At 69.3% G+C, this 14,381-nt stretch carries 17 protein-coding genes; 8 read left to right on the forward strand and 9 right to left on the reverse strand.

The annotated features are described in order from the left end of the window. Positions 1-57 precede the first annotated feature (57 nt). Complete coding sequence (locus tag ACTXG6_RS07945; RefSeq protein WP_445187112.1) at positions 58-891, forward strand: alpha/beta fold hydrolase; 834 nt, start codon at positions 58-60, stop codon at positions 889-891. Positions 892-998: 107 nt separating this feature from the next. Next, positions 999-1,676 carry a hypothetical protein gene (locus tag ACTXG6_RS07950; RefSeq protein WP_445187113.1) on the forward strand — a complete coding sequence of 226 codons (678 nt, stop codon included), beginning with the start codon at positions 999-1,001 and terminating at the stop codon, positions 1,674-1,676. A gap of 21 nt (positions 1,677-1,697) precedes the next feature. Here the strand turns inward: ACTXG6_RS07950 and ACTXG6_RS07955 are convergent, their stop codons facing one another. Next, positions 1,698-1,877, reverse strand: a complete 180-nt coding sequence (locus ACTXG6_RS07955; protein ID WP_445187114.1) for a hypothetical protein — start codon at positions 1,875-1,877, stop codon at positions 1,698-1,700. A 79-nt stretch (positions 1,878-1,956) separates the two neighbouring features. Then, complete coding sequence (locus tag ACTXG6_RS07960; RefSeq protein ID WP_445187115.1) at positions 1,957-2,199, reverse strand: hypothetical protein; 243 nt, start codon at positions 2,197-2,199, stop codon at positions 1,957-1,959. Between the two features lie 229 nt (positions 2,200-2,428). On the opposite strand from ACTXG6_RS07960, the gene ACTXG6_RS07965 reads away from it, so the two are divergent. Then, the gene (locus tag ACTXG6_RS07965) at positions 2,429-2,791 is read left to right on the forward strand and encodes a hypothetical protein (RefSeq protein WP_445187116.1); all 363 of its coding nucleotides are present in this window, start codon (positions 2,429-2,431) and stop codon (positions 2,789-2,791) included. Positions 2,792-3,441: 650 nt separating this feature from the next. Here ACTXG6_RS07965 and ACTXG6_RS07970 read toward each other — a convergent pair. Both ACTXG6_RS07970 and ACTXG6_RS07975 read right to left on the reverse strand, forming a co-directional pair. Then, complete coding sequence (locus ACTXG6_RS07970) at positions 3,442-3,777, reverse strand: hypothetical protein (RefSeq protein ID WP_445187117.1); 336 nt, start codon at positions 3,775-3,777, stop codon at positions 3,442-3,444. Positions 3,778-4,109: 332 nt separating this feature from the next. Then, positions 4,110-4,433, reverse strand: a complete 324-nt coding sequence (locus ACTXG6_RS07975; RefSeq protein ID WP_445187118.1) for a putative quinol monooxygenase — start codon at positions 4,431-4,433, stop codon at positions 4,110-4,112. A 561-nt stretch (positions 4,434-4,994) separates the two neighbouring features. On the opposite strand from ACTXG6_RS07975, the gene ACTXG6_RS07980 reads away from it, so the two are divergent. Together ACTXG6_RS07980 and ACTXG6_RS07985 are read left to right on the forward strand one after the other, a co-directional pair. After that, a complete protein-coding gene (locus ACTXG6_RS07980) occupies positions 4,995-5,411 on the forward strand; it encodes a hypothetical protein (RefSeq protein ID WP_445187119.1) in 417 nt (138 codons plus the stop codon). A 379-nt stretch (positions 5,412-5,790) separates the two neighbouring features. After that, on the forward strand, positions 5,791-6,351 hold the full coding sequence (locus tag ACTXG6_RS07985) for a LuxR C-terminal-related transcriptional regulator (RefSeq protein WP_445189947.1): 561 nt from the start codon (positions 5,791-5,793) through the stop codon (positions 6,349-6,351). Between the two features lie 220 nt (positions 6,352-6,571). Here the strand turns inward: ACTXG6_RS07985 and ACTXG6_RS07990 are convergent, their stop codons facing one another. The 3 genes from ACTXG6_RS07990 to ACTXG6_RS08000 all read right to left on the reverse strand — a co-directional run bounded on the left by ACTXG6_RS07990 (position 6,572) and on the right by ACTXG6_RS08000 (position 8,619). Then, entirely contained in the window at positions 6,572-6,949 is a 378-nt protein-coding gene (locus ACTXG6_RS07990) for a hypothetical protein (RefSeq protein WP_445187120.1), read from the reverse strand. Positions 6,950-7,658: 709 nt separating this feature from the next. Further along, on the reverse strand, positions 7,659-7,877 hold the full coding sequence (locus ACTXG6_RS07995; RefSeq protein WP_445187121.1) for a DUF2795 domain-containing protein: 219 nt from the start codon (positions 7,875-7,877) through the stop codon (positions 7,659-7,661). A gap of 64 nt (positions 7,878-7,941) precedes the next feature. Beyond that, positions 7,942-8,619: a TetR/AcrR family transcriptional regulator gene (locus tag ACTXG6_RS08000; protein WP_445187122.1), complete on the reverse strand. Its 678-nt coding sequence runs from the start codon at positions 8,617-8,619 to the stop codon at positions 7,942-7,944. A 61-nt stretch (positions 8,620-8,680) separates the two neighbouring features. Here ACTXG6_RS08000 and ACTXG6_RS08005 point away from each other — a divergent pair, with 61 nt between their 5' ends. Further along, positions 8,681-9,865, forward strand: a complete 1,185-nt coding sequence (locus ACTXG6_RS08005; RefSeq protein ID WP_445187123.1) for an acyl-CoA dehydrogenase family protein — start codon at positions 8,681-8,683, stop codon at positions 9,863-9,865. A 133-nt stretch (positions 9,866-9,998) separates the two neighbouring features. Continuing rightward, the gene (locus ACTXG6_RS08010) at positions 9,999-11,177 is read left to right on the forward strand and encodes an NAD(P)/FAD-dependent oxidoreductase (RefSeq protein ID WP_445187124.1); all 1,179 of its coding nucleotides are present in this window, start codon (positions 9,999-10,001) and stop codon (positions 11,175-11,177) included. A 97-nt stretch (positions 11,178-11,274) separates the two neighbouring features. Here ACTXG6_RS08010 and ACTXG6_RS08015 read toward each other — a convergent pair whose 3' ends face one another. After that, positions 11,275-12,795, reverse strand: a complete 1,521-nt coding sequence (locus ACTXG6_RS08015) for a flavin-containing monooxygenase (protein WP_445187125.1) — start codon at positions 12,793-12,795, stop codon at positions 11,275-11,277. 76 nt (positions 12,796-12,871) lie between these two features. On the opposite strand from ACTXG6_RS08015, the gene ACTXG6_RS08020 reads away from it, so the two are divergent. Beyond that, the gene (locus ACTXG6_RS08020; protein WP_445187126.1) at positions 12,872-13,540 is read left to right on the forward strand and encodes a TetR/AcrR family transcriptional regulator; all 669 of its coding nucleotides are present in this window, start codon (positions 12,872-12,874) and stop codon (positions 13,538-13,540) included. A gap of 34 nt (positions 13,541-13,574) precedes the next feature. On the opposite strand, the gene ACTXG6_RS08025 is transcribed toward ACTXG6_RS08020, so the two are convergent. Then, positions 13,575-14,378: a polysaccharide lyase gene (locus tag ACTXG6_RS08025; RefSeq protein WP_445187127.1), complete on the reverse strand. Its 804-nt coding sequence runs from the start codon at positions 14,376-14,378 to the stop codon at positions 13,575-13,577. Between the last annotated feature and the right edge of the window lie 3 nt (positions 14,379-14,381).

Raw genomic sequence — 14,381 nt, forward strand, 5'->3', positions numbered from 1 at the left:
CCCCACGCCGGCAGTCTTTTCCCCGACCGAGCGTGACAGCCCGCCCAGGAGGACCCGATGAACCGCACGACAACCGCTCCCGCCACCGTGGCCACCCTCGAGGTCCCCGATGCCCGACTGCACTACGAGGTGCGGGGTCAGGGCCCCCTCGTGGTCCTCGTCGGCGCCCCGATGGACGCCACGTCCTTCGCCCCGCTGGCCGACCTGCTCGCCACCGACCATACCGTGCTCACCACGGACCCCAGGGGCGCCAACCGCAGTACGGTTGCCGACCCCGACCGTGACTCGACCCCACAGCTGCGCGCCGCCGACCTCGCCCGGTTGTTGACCCACCTGGACGCCGGCGCGGCCACCGTCTTCGGCTCCAGCGGCGGCGCGGTCACCGCGCTGGCCCTCGCCGAGGCCCACCCCGAGCTGGTCCACACCGTCGTCGCCCACGAGCCCCCGCTGGTGGAGCTGCTCGACGACCGCGAGCAGCTCCGCGCGCAGACCGACGACATCGTTGCCACCTACCTCGGCGGTGACCGGGTGGGAGCGTGGGCGAAGTTCCTGGCCCAGGCCGACATCGTGCTCCCGGACGGCGTGTTCGAGATGATGTTCGCGGGGGACCCCGAGCCGAGGCAGGCAGCGGACGAGCGCTTCTGGTTCGAGCACGAGATTCGCGGCACCATCAGCTGGCGACCCGACATCGCCGGGCTGCGCGCCGGAGGAGTCCGCATCGTGGTCGGGATCGGCGAAGCGTCGGCCGGTCAACTCTGTGACCGCGCCTCGAGCGCGCTCGCCGGCGCGCTCGGCATCGAGCCCACCATGTTCCCCGGCGGCCACACCGCCTTCGTGGAGGACCCGAGCGGGTTCGACCCGCACCTGCGCGCAGTCCTGCCCCAGAGCTGAGCGGGAAATGTGGTGAGTCCGGTCACGTCCACTGCTCCGGGACAACCTCGGGCGCTGCAGCGCGTCTGAACCAGAGTAAGGATTTCGCGACCTGCCGTTATGGAGCCATGACCTTCGATCCCCGATCAGCCCGCGACCGCGCCGACCTCGGCACTCGACCCCGGCCACGTGCCCCGGCACCCCGGGGGGTCGAGCCACCGCCGCCGACTTGGCCGGAGGCGACGGTCCCATCCCGGAGTCCGCGCTCGTTCACCACGAGCAAGGTTCTCGCCGGCGGGTTGGCCGCGGCCACCTCGGCCGTACTCGGCTCCTACCTCGGTGTGTTCGGGACTGTGGGGGGTGCCGCGGCGGGTGCGGTCGCCACCGCGGTGAGCACCGAGGTCTACCAGCGCTCCATCGAGCGGACCACGGACCGCGTGCGCTCGAGGGTCGGCGGTCAGCCGAGGGGTCGCCAGCCTCAGGCGGCGCGGACCGCGACCGGCAACCGCCGCCGTGCCTGGCCTCGGTTGCTGGTCTGGACTGTGGTGATCTTCGCCCTGGGTATCGGGGTGGTGAGCGGGGTCGAGCGGCTCAAGGGCGGTCCACTGTCCGGCGGCACCGAGGGAACCAGTCTCGGGCGCGTACTGCCGATCAACCTGGAGCCTGTGGTGGGTGGCCTGCTCGGGTCATCGGACCAGGGTTCATCGAAGCAGTCCGACCACCCGGACGACTCGGGAAGCGGGTCGGGCGAGCGGCGGGACCCGGGACTCGTCGGCGGGCTGGTATCCGGCCTGACCGGACACTAGTGTCCCGCGCCGGAAATCTGCTCAGCGACGGCGCTTGGACACCTTGAACCCGATGAATACCCCGATGAGGACCAGGACCACGATCACGAACAGCAGGAACTTCCCGACACCGGCGAGGAAACCGCGTGCCTCCAGGTCCGCCGCGAGCAGAACGATCGGGTGCGCGGTGAGGTTCATGGCGTGACCGTAGACGGATTTCACGCTCGTCACAGCGTGGAGCAGGTTCGGCGCCGGCCGGTGCGGCGGTGGGACGAGCTCGCCGGCCACCCGGGGAATCGGGTCACTTGTGCGGCAGAGACGCCCGGAACCGCTGCTGAGCGCCCTGCTTGGTAGTGCCGTACACGGTGCCGATCTGCACCCAGGTGCCGCCCTGGTGTCGCAGCTCGGCCACCGCGGCCAACTCGAGCGCCTCGGCGGCCTCCTTGAGCTGGCGGGCGGCCGACAACGCGTCCATTGGGTCGTGGGCGGACTCGTAGGCCTCCAACGCGTGCCGTACCTGCTTGGAAGTCGCTCGTCCCGCCACCGATCAAGGTTAGCCTGATCACGGGGGGTCAACGGCAAGTTGACCGCTGTCAATGGTATGTTGACTTTATGGGTCAACGTGTGGTTGACCCGGAACGGGCGGGGAGGACTGAGATGAAGTGAGCTCCCACTGACCGACCCGGACCTGCGCCCGCCCACACCTAGCTCGGTGATCGTTCGCGCGGCTGGTCGGTCCAGCTTTGGGTATCGCTGGGCGAGGAGGAGCAGACATGCTCGTTGAGACGACCTACCGGACAGTTCACGACACCGCCGATGCCGAAGGGCAGGCAGACCTGACCCTGGCGGTCGATGCCGTCAGCGCTGCGCTCGCGGCGCTGCGCGACGACAGCGGAACCGACATGGTGGACCGGGCGCTCGACCAGGCCACCGCCGCGGTAGACGCGCTCGGCGCCGGCGTCACCACCGTGGTCCTGCGTCGCCTGATCGCAAGTATCGCCGACTGTCACCGGGAAGGCGTCCGACATTCGCCTCGCCTCGCGGTCTGTCGGCGCAGCACCCTGGTCGCGCTGCGCCTCGATCCCCGCTGGACCCCGCCCACGCGATGGAGCTCCAGTTTGGCACCTCAGCGGTAGCCGGGCGCGACGAAAGTCAGGCGATCACTTCTTCTGGTCCGGATAGGAAAGGGGGCCGACCCAGCGAAATGGCCGGGCCGGCCCACTCGGGAGGAGAAAGCAGTTCGGGAGTCTGGCGTGCGGCGGAATTGCCGCCGACGACCGCCTCCATCCAGACCGCTCCTCTACCCCCACAATCCTTGTACATCGTGCCGTTGCGCCGCCTCGTGCGGTGCCTTTAGCTATTTCAGCGTCATCGCCGGCGCATTTTGTACTCCCGTCGATCCAGCGTCGTCAAGCCCCTGATGCGCAGGTAGAACGGTCGCGAGACGAGCGTGCGGAAGCCTGCGACGAAAGGTCGTGAGCGCTCGCATCCGGGCCGCACGACGCGGTGGCTGTACCGCCCCATCTCCTGCGCGCCGAGTCGGCGACCGGCTCGGCGCGCACAAAAAAGGGGCGGGTCACCGGTAAACCGGGACCCGCCCCTCGGAACGCCTTACTCAGATTCCCCAAGACAGCCAGCCGCGGCTGGTCGGCAGGCCGTGCGCGTCCGCGCGTACTGGAGTGCGCGACTACGCAACCGGAGTCTGACGTCCTTCATCGCTCAGTCTTGCCGACCCCCGGGGGAGCGTGCTCTGTCGAGGCGGAGCACACGAGCGGGGGTCGGGACCTCAGCCGTGGTCGTCGGAGTTCTTCTGGTTCTTGGTGAGAATGCCCAGGACGCCCTCGAGGACGCTGTTGTTGCAGGCCTGGATCGGAACCTGAACGACGGTGTCCTGAACGTTGACCAGACCGGCCTGGCCGTGAATGCCGTGGGTCTTGTCCTTCGCGCTGTTGTCCTGGTGGCAGCTCGCGCTGCTGTTGTGGTCGTTGTCGCTGTCGTCGCCGCCACCGTGGTGGTGGTGACCACCCGAGTCGCCGTTGTAGTCGCCGGCGAACGCCAGCGGGCTCAGGGCGAGCAGACCGGCGGCGGCAGTCGCCACCACAATTCCAGCCTTCTTCAGCACAGTTGGTCTCCTGTTCAAATCGGCGGGAGTCTCTCGACAACCACCTTGACTGCCAGCGGCGAGTGGGGGAGCCCTACTGGCGTTGCCCAACGATAGCGGACCTTTGTAGTGAAGAGGCATCGAGGTACACGAAATGGGCCAACGTGGTATCCCGAAAAGGTTACGGCCTCTTTCGGGTGAATCTGCGAAATCGCAGAAGGCTTGCCGTGAATCGGCGCCTGACGTGCTGATCCTACGAAAGCGGCGCCGTGTTGTGCACCGATCGAGGGTCTCTCGGCGGGCTGTCCCGGCGGGATTGTGCCGCCGTACTCCTCAGCGTTGGCTCAGGTCCGTCACTCCGGGGAGACCTCCGCCATGTCCGACCATGCCGCACCGTCGATGTCCTGGTAGTTGATCTGGGGCTTGGTCGCGATCATGGCCGGCACCCAGGCAAAGAAATTCTTGGCGTGTTCGGTGGCCACGTGCGCCGATCCCGCGTCGGAGTCCGCGAACGTCTCGACGATCACGAACTCGTTCGGCGTCTCGGCGTTCTCGTAGTAGTCGAACGAGACGTTGCCGGGCTCCTGCCGGACGGCGGCGGTGTACTGCTTGACCCCGGCCAGCCACTCGTCGCGCTTCTCCGGACGGATCTGTTTCTTGAGGACGATGAGAATCATGGAAGCCTCCCGCGGTGTCTGGCGTTCGTCCGGTCGCCGGCAGCGGTCCGGGACCTGCTGTAACAAAGTCTGTCACGTGCCGGAGGTCGTCGCCCGTCTCAGCTGGAGACGTTCCGGTCCGGATCGGCTGGACCGCGTGCCGTCGGCTCTCTCGTAGTCCGCCACCCGCTCACGAACAGCCAGGTCACGGCCCAAGGTCCCCCAACGATCATCACTCGAAAGAGGCGTGCGAGCCACCTGGCGTAACGCGGCGGCCCAGATACCGATCTCGTAGGCGTGAACACACGACCGGATGGCTCAGCGACGGCGGACCCGGCCCGAGGGCGGCGACACCGCCCTAGGGGCACTCGCCCACGCCAATCGCGGTCGTGCGTCGCGCACCGACGAAGCATTACCGATCAGTCCGCCCTCGTCGTGGCTCCCCGGCTCGGCGACGAGGCCGATATCTGTCAGTCAGAGCGGTTGTAAGCCGTGGCGAGCACCGCGAGGACCTCCCGTTTCGCGGAGTTGCGCGACTTGGCTTTCGCCTGTCTTTTCGCTTCCCCAGTCAGAAGGCAGCTCATGAACACCCCACCTTCGCACAGCATCCAACTGGACCGTGTGCGCTACGCGCCGTTGCCGCCCACACCGCGGACTCCGCTGCGTGACTCGCTGCGCCGCCTCGCGCAGCGCCCGGCCGCCCCGCCCGGAATCACCGACAGCGACCTGAGACAGCTGTTCGCCAGCGTCGCCGACCTGACCGAGGTCGCGGTATGGACCGCGTGCGGTGGTGACTGGCAGGAACATGCCTCGTTCCTGCTCGGTACCGCCGACGGGCGCTGGCACGTGATCAGGTTCAGCGAACCGGCCACGACCAGGCTCGTGGCACAGCTGCGCTCGCTCCCTGACTTCGACACCGATGTGCTGCTCGACCTCATCGGCCAGCGCACCCGACAGGTCACCACGATCTGGCGCAGGCCCGAATACCGCCGATGTTAGGCGAGGGCCGGCGTAGACGGCCGAGCCAGTCGGCACGGAGCCGCGGTCTCGGCGTTCGTTGAACGAAAGCCCCACAGATTCCAAAAGAAGATTCGCACGCCGGTAGTGCCGATAATGCTCCCGCCCTCGGACGGGAGGAAGGATTGTTATGGACAGCTTGGTAGGCACAGCTCCGATCTCCCAGTCCAGGATGCCGGAGCGGGCCCCGGTCCACGCTTCGATCGGGCGTCCGGACGTGCCCGGCGCCCGTGAGGTCCCCCGCACCACGGCGATGCGCCCTCCCGCGCTGCTTCCACAGCAGCGGGAGGAGTTATTCAGCGTGCTGGTGGTCGATGACCAGCCACTGCTGCGTGAGGCGATCGTCGGGCGGCTGAGCACCATGGGCGCTGGCACCGTGTACGAGGCCGCCTCGCTGGCCGAAGCGCGCGCCCAGGCCCGCGCCACCGGCCCCTGTGGCCTCGCGGTGCTCGATCTCGGCCTGCCGGACGGCAACGGCCTGGAACTTGTGGCCGAGCTTCGCGCCATGGGCTGGAAACGACTCGTGGTGCTGGCTTCGTCGAACGACGCGTACGCGGTGCGCTCGGCGTTCAAGGCCGGCGCGCAGGCGTACCTGCTGAAGTCGGCCACGGGCGCCGTCGTCACCGACGGTGTGAAGCACGTCCTGGGCGGCGGTGTCTACGCTGACCCGACGCTGGCGCCGATGCTCGTCACCGGGGCGAAGGTGCCCGGCAGTGACAACACTCCGCGCGACTTGTCGGCGCGTGAGGTCGAGGTGCTGCAGCTGGTCGCGGACGGCCAGTCCAACAAGGAGATCGGCGAGGCGATGAGCCTTTCCCCGCTGACCGTCAAGAGTCACCTGGCCAGGATCGGGCACAAACTCGGCACAGGCGACCGCGCGCATATGGTCGCACTCACTATGCGCGCCGGGGTCGTCCACTGATCGGCGGGTGCTGGTAGCGCGATAGGCCAGAACGTTTGTCGCGCTTCGCCGCCCGCTATTGCGGGAGTGACCGGCGGTGCCGGAAAGGGACCGTCAGTAACCGTTGGGATTAGAGCGTGGTGTCGGACTTCAGGCACCGCGCGCTCTACCGACCCGTCCCGGCCAGTACCTCGGAGCCGCCGATCGGGCGGTGCGGTACTGGCCGGGGGTCAGCGGTCGCTCAGCGACCGCGGCCGTGGCAGAACCGGCGCAGGCCCTGGTCGAAGCCGCCGTTGTAACCGGCGTTGTAACCATCGCCGTAGCCGCGGTCGTAGCTCTGATTGCGCGTGGACCGGCTCTGGTTGCGGCCGAACCGGTTCTCCCGGTGGCACGTCCGCCGGGCCTGCGAGAACCCATCGTTGTGGCCGGTTCCGAAGCCTGCCCGGTAACCGCGCTGGTAGTCCCGGTTGCCCCGGGGCGGGTCCATCAGATTCGAGCTGGCGGCCGTCGGAGTGACGGTCGGCGGGGCCGTGGGAGTGGCGGCGAATGCCGGGACCGCGCCCGCCGCGGTGATCGTCACCGCGAGCGCGACGGCGGTGAGGATACGACTGTGGATCATGATGCTGCCTCCTGGTTGTGGTGCCCTTGGCGACGCTGACCCCGCCGCTCGGTCGCTTGTCCGAGATGGCTCTCGGTGGCGGTCCGTCAGGGCAATTGCCCGCAATCTTTTAATCCGCCGCTGGTCTCTTTCGTCGGCGAGGAAGTGGGACCGCTCCCTCGGGGTCAGTTGTTGTGGATCTTAGCCTCAGAGGTGCGCGATCGCGCCATTGAATAATGGGACCAGGTGTGCGGAGGCCATGCCAAGCCGCTAATGGTTAACCGCCACCCGAGATAAGACCGGTGTGTTGCGGGCGCGCTATTTTACTCAGTCGACGGGTTTCGGTCGTGGTGAATTCGTCCACTCCCGGATGATTGTCCGCCCACGGTGGACCGACCGGTCCAGGTGCCGCCCCGACCGGCCCCGTGCCGCTGCCGGCGGAGTTTCGGGGTCGAGGTCGGGCGGCGATGGCAGGCGCGGGGCGGCACGATCACGAGTCGGGGGGTTGCCCGTTTCGTACTGCCCCGCGCCTTTCGTCCATCAGCAGACGTCCGGGGGGTTGGCGTCTGCACTGGACCCTCTATTTGTACCCCAATCGGGGGAGATGTGCATCACACACTTTTGGGCGGCCGACAAATGGCCCTGCGCGTGCGCCCGGTAGCGAGGTCAGATTGGGCCCGTTGGGCCAGTTGGCGGAGTGCTCAGACCCCGGGTGTTGCCCGATGACCGGTTAGCTCCGGGGAGGCTCACCTCGGCGCGAGGTGGCGGCAACGGCAGCCACGACATCGGCCAGGTCACGGTAGTTGCCCGCTGGTAGTGCCCACAGTGCCCGGCGCATGTCGGAGTCCACGCCGTTGTAGTCCGCCCAGGCCAGCAGTTCCCAGTTCCTGGCGGGAAAGTGCACCCCGACCACCGCGGCGGCGATGCGCTCACCGCTGAAATCCGACACCACTCACCCCCGTGCGCCATGTGGCACAGCTCACATCGTAGCGATGGGTGGTCGGTTCGGGACTCTAGGACATCGCAAGTTGATCGGCCGGACCGTCGGCGATCACCGCGTTGATCATGGCGTCGCCCAGGAAGAGGCCATAGCGGTCCGCTGACCAGCCGCGTTCCAGCACGAGCAGCTCGTAGAGCTCCGGGGCGTGGTAGGTCCACAGCACGTCGCGGACGTCCTCGAGGACCAGGTGGCGGCGAATCTGACCGGTACCGAGCAGGTCCTCCGCGAAATAGGTCATCGCGGTCAGCATCTCCTGCCGCATCTGCGCCCAGACCTCGGCCGCCGCGCGGTCCGCATGGGCGGCGTCGCGGGCCAGCAGCTGCAGCGGGGCGTGGCGCATCGCCCCTTCGGCGAGGTGCCGGGTGTAGAGGGTGATCTTCCGTGCCGCATCCGGTTCGGCCCGGATGGCACCGATCACGTCCCGTTCGGCCATCGGGGTGGCCTCGTCGTCGCCGGCGACCGAGACGTCGAACACCGCCTTGAGCAGTGTCGCCTTGTTCGCGAACGCCTTGTACACCGTCTGCACGGACACCCCGGCGGCCTGGGCGACCTCGGGCATCGCGGTGTCCGCGTACCCCCTCGCGAGGAAGAGTCGGCTGGCGGCGGCCAGCACCCGACCGCGGTTCTCCCGGGCCTGTTCCCGCCGTCGGGTCGTGTCGTAGCGCCGGGTGGGCTTGACGGACTCGGCCACTTGAGTAGAGACTCCTATATCGAATATACGGTCATCTACCACAATAGTTCAGGAGCGGCTGATGCTGGCGGAGCACCCCACTGTCGACACGAGCCAGGCCGCGCTGGCCGCCGCCCGCGCGATCGCGCCGCGGTTCAGTGCCAGGGCACGCGAGTCGGAGCAGCTCCGGACACTGCCGCCGGACCTGGTGGCGGACGCCCGCGGCGCCGGACTGTTCCGATTGGCCACGCCACGCTCGCTCGGTGGCGCGGAACTACCGCCCGCCGTGATCGTCGAGATCATCGAGGAACTCTGCCGGGCCGACGGCTCCGCCGGCTGGACGGTCCTGATCGGCAACGGCACCGCGTTCCTGGCCTGGCTGGACCCGGTGGCCGCCACTGGCCTGCTGGGCGGGCGGACCGACGTGGTCAGCGCGTGCGTCTTCGCGCCGACCGGTCGGCTGGTCCCGGTCGGCGCCGACCAGCTCCGGCTGGGCGGGAGCTGGGCGATGAGTAGCGGCTGTCTGCATTCCGACTTGTTCATCAACGGCGCCATGGTGTTCGACGGCGACCAGCCTCGGCTACTGCCCGGGCGCGGACCGGACTGGCGGCTCGCGGTGTTCCCGGCCGTCAGTGGCTCGGTGGTCGACAGTTGGGACGCGGCCGGCCTGCGCGGTACCGGGAGCCACGACGTCGTCGCAGAGTCGGTGCTGGTGCCCGAGCGGCACACGATGGCCGCGTTCTTCGAGCCGGCGCGCCACGACGGCCCACTGTGGCGCTTCCCGTTCTTCACCCTGGTCGGCACCTTCCTGGTCGGCTTCCCGCTCGGTGTCGCCCGGCGGGCGCTGGACGAGCTCGCGGGGTTCGCACCGACCAAGTTCCGCCCACCGGGCCCGGGCCCGATCGCCGACGACGGTGACCTGCAGACCGCGCTCACCCGTGCTGAGGGCGGCCTGCAGGCGGCGCGCGCCCTCGTCTTCGACACCATCGGCGCCATGTGGGACAGCGCCCGCGCCGGTGATGTGCCGACCGTCGAGCAGCGCGCCCGGTTCCTGCTAGCCGCCCAGCAGGCTATGCGAGCCTCGATCGAGGCGGTCGACACCGTGGTCGGCTTCGCCGGCGTCGGCGCCATGCACGCCGACCACCCGGTGCAGCGGTGCTTCCGCGACATCCACGCCGCCGCGCAGCACATCTATTTCTCGGCCGCCGCCACGAAGCGGTACGCCAAGGTCCGCCTCGGCATCGAGCAGCCGACCTTCTGGTTCTGAGTGTCGCCGCTGCTCAGGAGCGCGACTGCTCGCGCTGGTGCCCCTCGGCAGGACCGGTGTGAGCTAGACCACGCTCCCGCGCTGTCACGATCCGCCCCGCTACCGGGTCCAAGGGGGGACGGAGGGATGTGGGATGACAACACGGATCGTGGTGGTCGGAGCCGGCTACGCCGGCCTGGCGGCGGCCAAGCTCGCGGCCCGGTGGACCGGTGCCGAGGTGACTCTGGTCAACGCCGGTGACCGGTTCGTCGAGCGGGTGCGGCTGCACCAGTTGGCGGCCGGCCAGCCGTTGCGGGACCTGCCGTTGGCCGGCCTGCTCCGAGGTACCGGCGTACGGCTCGTCGTCGACCGGGTGACCGGGATCGACGCTGGCACCCGCACGGTGCGCCTCGGCGAGCACGAGCTCGGTTACGACCGGCTGGTCTACGCCGCCGGCAGCCAGGCCGACCTCGACTCGGTGCCGGGCGCGGCCAGGTACGCCTACCCGCTGGCCTCGTACCCGGAGGCCTCCCGGCTGCGCGCGCACCTGGCCGACAGTGGTGACGGCGAAACGGTGGCGGTGGTCGGCGGTGGGTTGACCGGTATCGAGGCCGCCGCCGAGCTGGCCGAGACGCTGCCGCGGCTCAAGGTGCGGCTGGTGACCGGCGGCGTGCTGGGTGAGGCGCTGTCGCTGCGTGGTCGGCGGTACCTGTGGCGGACCTTCGAGCGGCTCGGCGTGGACGTCCGGGAGTGCGCCCGGGTGGCCGAGGTCCGCGCGGACGGCCTGCTGCTTGCCGGCGGGGGTGACTCGGCCCCGGGTGACTCGCCCAGGAGTGACCGGGCGCCCGGTACCGGGGCCGGGAGTGATCATGTTGCCGCGGCCACCGTGGTCTGGACGGCCGGCTTCCGGGTGTCCGACCTCGCGCGCCGGGCCGGGCTCGCGGTCGACGGCGCCGGCCGGATGATCGTGGACCAGACTCTGCGCTCGGTGTCGCACCCCGAGGTGAGCGGTGTCGGGGACGCGGCGGCGATCCGCCGGGCGGACGGGCTGGAGCTGCGGATGGCGTGCGCCACCGGTTTGCCGTCGGCCCAGCAGGCGGTCCGGGCGATGGCCGCCGAGCTGGCCGGGCGGGAACCGCGTCCGCTGCGGTACCGGTACCTCAACCAGTGCATCAGCCTCGGTCGCCGCGACGGGCTCGTCCAGTTCGTGCACGCCGACGACACCCCGCGAGAAGCGGTGCTGACCGGCCGGCTGGCGGCGCTCTACAAGGAGGCCATCGTGCGCGGGACGGTGCTGTTCGAGCGGCACCCGACCCTGCCGGCCTCGGCATAGCGGATCGGTTCGCCGTCGGTCAGGTTTCGAGCGCACACGGTCAGGCCCCCGACGGACGGTGCCGTCGAGGGCCTGACCGGGACTGGAGCGGGACCGCTCAGGCGGACGCGGTGGTCGGCGTGGCTTCCGTTGTTGCGGCCGGTGTGGGCACCGCAACCAGCGGCGGAACCCGGCCGAAGCGCAGGCCGTCGTCCACCGGGCCTCGGCGCAGCAGCAACAGGTCGCGCACGTAGTTCTGGTAGGCCTTCCACGGCGCGGCCGGCCCCTGCTTGGGCAGCGAGTCGATGCTGCGCTGCACGTAGCCGGACTTCAGGTCCAGGAACGGGGTCAGCGGCTGGCCGGCCTCAGGTGCCAACGGGGTGACAATCTGCTGGCCGCGGGCGTCCATCTGGTTGAGCAGCCGGCAGATGTACTCGCCGACCAGGTCGGCCTTGAGCGTCCAGGAGGCGTTGGTGTAACCGAGCGTCAGGGCGAAGTTCGGCACACCGGACAACATGATGCCCTTGTAGGCGACGGTGTCCGGCAGGTTGACGTCCTTGCCGTCCACGGTCAGTTGCATGCCGCCGACGGCCTGCAGGTTCAGCCCGGTCGCGGTGATGATGACGTCCGCCTCGAGCTCGGCACCGGAGGTCAGCCGGATGCCCTTCTCGGTGAACCGCTCGATCCGGTCGGTCACCACCGAGGAGCGGCCGGCGCGCAGCGACTTGAAGAAGTCGCCGTCCGGTACCAGGCACAGCCGTTCGTCCCACGGGTCGTAGCGGGGCTTGAAGTGCTTGTCGACGTCGTAGCCCTCGGGCAGCTGGGCCGTCACGCCCTTGCGCAGCACCGACTTCACCACGCTGGGTACCCGGCGGCTGAGCTGGAACATCAGCATCGTCAGCAGCACGTTCTTCCAGCGGATGATCGGGTACGCCACGCCGGCCGGCAGCTTGTCGCGCAGGGTGTCGGCCACCGCGTCCTTCGCCGGCATCGACAGGATGTAGCTGGGCGAGCGCTGCAGCATGGTGACGTGCGCGGCCGTCTCGGCCATCGCCGGCACCAGGGTGACCGCGGTCGCCCCGCTGCCGATCACGACGACCTTCTTGCCGGCGTAGTCGAGATCGGCCGGCCAGTGCTGCGGGTGCACGATCTGGCCGGTGAACTCGTCCGAACCCGGGAAGTCCGGCGTGTAGCCCTGGTCGTAGCGGTAGTAGCCCGAGCAGGTGTAGAGGAACGAGCAGGTCAGCTGCACTGTCTCGTCGGTGTCGTCACGGTGCGCGTGCACGGTCCAGCGGGCGGTCTCGGAGGACCACTCGGCGCTGACCACCCGGTGCTGGAACCGGATCTTCGCCTCGACGCCGTACTCCCGGGCCGTCTCCCGGACGTACTCGCGGATGTCGTCACCGTCGGCGATGGCCTTGGCATTGGTCCACGGCTTGAACGAGTACCCGAGGGTGAACATGTCCGAGTCGGAGCGGATGCCGGGATAGCGGAACAGGTCCCAGGTGCCGCCGATGGCGCCGCGCGCCTCGAGAATCGCGACGGACTTGCCTGGGCTCTCGCGCTGCAGATGGCAGGCGGCGCCGATGCCGGAGAGACCGGCACCGACGATCAGTACGTCAACGTGTTCTGCGGGCATGAGGCACGGTACCAACGGTATGTCAGCTCAGTCAACACTCTGTTGAGTAACTCAACGGGGTGTAGTATCCGCTCTCATGGCTCCGCTACCCGCCGCCGACAAGGCACGGCCGTCCCGTAGCCGGCGCGGCACCCGACCGTCCGGCGACGACCGCGAACAGGCGATTCTGACCACCGCGGAACGACTGCTGGCGGACCGCACACTGGGCGAGATCTCCATTGACGACCTGGCCAGGGGCGCGGGCATCTCCCGGCCGACGTTCTACTTCTACTTCCCGTCCAAGGACGCGGTGCTGCTCACCCTGCTGGACCGGGTGAACGTCGAGGCGGACTCGGCGGCGTTCGGGCTCGTCGGGCAGTCGACCGAGGATCCGGCAACGCTGTGGCGGGCCGGGATCAGCGCGTTCTTCACCACCTTCAGCGCGCACCGGGCGGTCGCGGTGGCGGCCGCGCAGGCCAAGGCCGGCAACAGCGAGGTACGCGAGCTCTGGTCCCGGGTGATGGAGAAGTGGGTCCGGCAGACCGAGGAGATCATCCAGTCCGAGCGGGACCGGGGGGCCGCTCCGCCCGGGATACCGGTCCGGGATCTCGCGGTCGCGCTGAACCTGATGAACGAGCGGGTGATGCACACGGTCTTCGCCGCCGAGCATCCGACCCTCGAGGAGTCCCGCGCCGTCGACACGCTGCTGCACGTGTGGCTCAACAGCATCTACCTGACCACCCCGGACGTCGCCTGCTCCCGGTAGCCCGGCCGATCAGGTCAGTCCAGTTCGGTTCAGGTCAGTTCAGGGTGAACCCGGCGAAGTCCGCGTACTGGTCCGCGGGGCTCGCCCAGGTGGTGTCCTCGCCGCCGAAGAAGGTGGAGAAGAAGACGCCGTCGATGTGCAGGTCGGCGCTGCTCCGGTAGATCAGCCCGGACTGGTGGAACACCTCGCTGTCGTTGAGCCAGACGGTCACCGAGCCGTTTGCCTGGCCGGGTGTGTTGAGCTCGACGTGCTGCGCGATCTGGTTCCAGTCGCCGGTGCTGAACGTCCAGGAGCCGCGCCCCAGGCTGTCGCCGTAGCCCTGCTGCTCCGGCAGGTACGCGTAGACCTCGCCGGCGCCGCCGGTACGCCACATGAACCGGGTGGAGAACCCGTCCTCGCGGTGCTCGCCGCCGCTGCCCGCGGTGCCGCCGAACAGACCGGGCAGCTTGCCGCCCTTGACGAACTCGAACCCCGGCTGGAAGCGCACCTGGTACCGCAGGGTCAGCGCGTCCTTCGGTTCGGCGAGCAGCAGGTAGGCCTGGGTGCCGCCGCCGGGGGCGTTGTCGTCGCGGCCGGCTGTCGGTGAGGCGGAGCCCTTCGGGTAGCTCGCCCGCAGCACCTTGCCGCCGGGGGCCTCCGGGTCGTCGAGCAGCTCGGCCCGGTCCAGTCCGAACGAGCCGTGATCCCAGAACGACAGGCCGTTGCCGAGGAACCCCGCGAGCGTCGCCGGGGTCGGGGCCGGCCCCGGGGTGCCGCTTGCCGGGCCCGGCCCGCCCCGTCCCGCCGATCCGTGTGAACCGCAGGCGGTGACGAGGGCCAGCCCGACGCAGAACAACATCGC

This window comes from Pseudonocardia sp. Cha107L01 (assembly GCF_052566575.1).